We start from the raw sequence: 3,760 nt of genomic DNA, 5'->3' as shown, positions 1-3,760 counted from the left end.
ATTTGGATCTCGCATCTGCGGATGCTAATAACAGCGGCGATTTTAGTCATACTTATACCAATACATCGGGTTCACCGCAGATACGCAACCTCACACTGATCGTCACCAACGGCAACTGTTATGATACGTTAAAACGGCAGATCACGGTGTATTCTTCCATTGATGCACAGTTCACCCAGGACACCATACGCGGATGCAACCCGCTTACTGTAGATTTTGAGAGTCAGAATCCCACGGCTACTGACTATAGCTGGGAATTTGGTGATGGAGCCACCAGCAAGCAGCAGGGTCCCATTCACGAATTTGAAAATACTTCAACCAATGATACCACTTTTCACGTGAGTTATATGCCTTCTACAGATTACGGCTGTACCGATACAGCTTACCAGGATATTCATGTGCATTCCCGGCTGCGTGCCGATTTTGTGATAGAGGATGATGAAGCCTGCCCGCCCTTTCCGGTAACGTTTGAGAATTCTTCCGTAGGAAATCCCAGCGATACCTATCAGTGGACGGTCACAAACCTGAATAACGGAAACACGGAAGCTTCTGAATCATTTTCTGACAAATCATCTTTCAGTCATACCTTTGAAAATGAAGATCCGGTAGTTAAAGAATTTGAAGTGGAGCTTCTTGCAACAAATGATGATGGCTGTCAGTCGGTATATCTTGATACCATTACGGTGTACCATGATGTGGATGCCGATTTCACCATGGACCGCGTGGAAGGATGTAATCCGCTCAGGATTTCATTCTCTGATTCGGCCAATGTTCCTCAGGGAACTGACTATAGCTGGAACTTTGGCGATGGGGCCACTTCCGCGTTGGAAGATCCCGAGCATACCTTCTTTAACTATGACAGGGCTCAGGATACCAATTATACCATTGGTCTGGAGGTGATATCGCCATACGAATGCCGTGATGATACCAGCAAGACCATTACGGTGTATCATCAGCCCAAGGCCAGGTTCGACATCGACACCACCTCTTCCTGTCCTCCCCTGGAAGCTACCATGGAGGATCAATCCGTCGGACACGACTTATGGCAATGGCGGTTTGGCGATGGCAACACCAATTCGTCGGATGCTGTGGTCACCCATTCATATCCCAATACCACCAATGACGTGAAGCCTTATGATCTTGAGCTTCATGTTGAGACCAGCGAGGGATGCAGGGACAGCACCAGCCTGGTTCTCAATGTGTATCCGGAAGTGGTTGCAGATTTTGATATAGAAGAGGCAGAGGATTGTGCTCCCCTGGTTACCGGTTTTATCAATAACTCAGAAAACAGCGACTATTACAGTTGGGATTTCGGCGACGGAGCCACCTCCAGTCAGGATGAGCCCATCCACAAGTTTGTGAATACTACGGATCATGACACCATTTATGATATACAGCTCATATCCAGTTCCGCCTATGAATGTGTAGATTCCATCACCAAATCGGCTACCGTATATGCCCAGCCGAATGCCGAATTTACCATTACCGACGGTTCCGGTTTGCAAAAGTGGCCCGAGTCTGAGGTATTTATGCTTAATAAATCCAATCAGGGGCCCTGGAACTACACCTGGGATTTTGATGATGGCGAAACCAGCGATCAACGTGATCCCAATTTCCACGATTATGCCCACTGGGGTGAATATGACATTGGACTGGAGATTACCAGCCAGACCTCTTCTTGCTGGGATACAACCAGCAAAAGCATTGAAATATTGGCCCCCAGGGTTTATGCAGATTTCAGTATAAATATTGGCCCCGAGCCTCATTGTGAGCCGCTACCGGTCGAGTTCACGGCAGATGAAGCGCCTTTTAACGAATCTTATGATTATGAATGGAACTTTGGTGACGGCCATTATGGAAAGGGCAGGATCGTTAACCATGAGTACGACTCGGCAGGCACCTATTATGTAAAGATGACTGCCAGTGGAGAAAGCGGAGAGGCATCGGCCTACGATACGGTTCGGGTATATAAGCGGCCGGAGATTGATTTCGATGTGGACCCGAAGGTAGTTATGCTGCCCGATCAGAAGATGAACTGCTATAATTTTACCGAATATGCTGAAACCTATAAATGGCAGTTTGGCGATGGCAGTACTTCCACTGAAGAAAAGCCGGTTTATCAATATGAGGAATTGGGAGAATATACGGTCACCCTGACGGCCTGGTCAGACCATGGCTGTGCTTCCACCGATTCCCTGCCAAATGTTGTTGAAGTAAGAGGCAAAGGGCAGATCGAGTTCCCTAATGCCTTTACGCCAAGTGAGAGTGGGCCAAGCGATGGTTATTATGATCCTGAGGCCACGAATAATGAAATTTTCCATCCGGTATATGAAGGCGTCGAGGAATACACACTTGAAATATTCAATAAATGGGGTGAACGGATTTTTATATCCCGTGATGTTGATAAAGGCTGGGATGGTTACTACAATGGCGAGATCATGCAGCAGGATGTATACATCTGGAAAGCAGAAGGCCAGTTCTATAATGGACAGAGCTTTGAAAAGATGGGTGATGTCACCTTAATAAGAAATTTCTCGAACGGGGAGGAAGATTGATTGGAGGATAGAATTGTATGGATGATTAAGTTCTGTTTTTGCAGAGATGCCATGCGCGGTGTCTCTGCTTTTTTTGGATTATAGAAAGGGAAATAACTGAATCTCACTGATGTTAAGATCCGGCAGGTAAAGGTCGAATTGTCCAGAACCCTCTGCATTGGCGTACCCTCCCCCGCCTCCCTTTTGAAGGGAGGAGCCTGGCCAATGCAAGGTTCAGGGGTTTTTACTTCATTGCTGACTATAAAGAAATCTCTAAAGCCATTGGCAGCATAGCAATAAATTTACTGCGGACCGGCTCCTTCTCCGTAGTTACTATGAAGGAGAAGCTCCTCTCCCTTCCGGAAGGGAGAGGCCGGGAGAGGGTACGCGAATTAAAATATAGCTATCAGACCTTTGCCTAAAATGATTGGTCTTTTCCTTTCTTTATACCGACCTGCCATCTTTTGCCGGTCTCGACTTTTAGTGGAATCAGACGGGGTGCCAGGAGCATCTGTTGTGCTTTTGATTCAAGAGACCGGAAGACGGGCCTTGCACCCGGTCTGACCGCTTTTTTTGCGGTCGGATTGGTGGGTTGGGGCATAAGCAGAGCATATATGCATTGCACGCAGGATGGAATGACGGCTTTTGCTTTTTATAATTGCTCTTAGCCTTTATTGTTGCTGACCCGCCATACCTGGTGCCTTCCTCCACCCGTCCGACCGGGTAGATATAGCTAATCCATTAGATTATATGAGTTTAGCACCTTGAATTTTCTTTCACCGTGTGGACCCCGTAATCGGTCAGACGGGGTGGCAGATGCATCTGTTATGCCGCTGATTCGAAATGTGGTCAGATGGGTCTGGCACCCGGTCTGATCCCTCCGAAAATAATTATTCTTCTGCTGCCTCCCTTCCCGTAGGGACGCATGGCCGTGCGTCCCTACGGGAAGGGTTTAGGTGCCTTGAATTTATTTATTCTTAACCCAATCCCGCGCAAACAGAGGGATCGGACCGGTGGGTTGGGGCATGAGGAGAGCGGATATGCAGGGTGTTTAGGGTGAAATGGTGGCTTTTAGCGTTATGTAGATGCTTAGGGGGTGGCTCTTAGCCTCAGTTATTGCCTATCCACTATGTTTGGTACCATCTTCCACCCGTCCGACCGTTTAGCTGTATGCGCCGTGCGGGGTTTTCGGAGACGCGTTCTCACTGTGTCCGGCCTCTGACGGA

The 3,760-nt window shown here is 47.8% G+C and carries 1 protein-coding gene; it reads left to right on the top strand.

All coding sequences use genetic code 11. The annotated features are described in order from the left end of the window. Positions 1 to 2,555, top strand: a 2,555-nt coding sequence (locus KGY70_18735; GenBank protein MBS3777239.1) for a PKD domain-containing protein, incomplete at its 5' end; no start/stop codon positions are given. Between the last annotated feature and the right edge of the window lie 1,205 nt (positions 2,556 to 3,760).

The sequence above is a fragment of the Bacteroidales bacterium genome (assembly GCA_018334875.1).
Taxonomy (GTDB): Bacteria; Bacteroidota; Bacteroidia; order Bacteroidales; family UBA12077; genus JAGXLC01.
The sequence above is the reverse complement of the archived record's forward strand: the minus strand, read 5'-3'. Positions and strand labels throughout refer to the sequence as shown.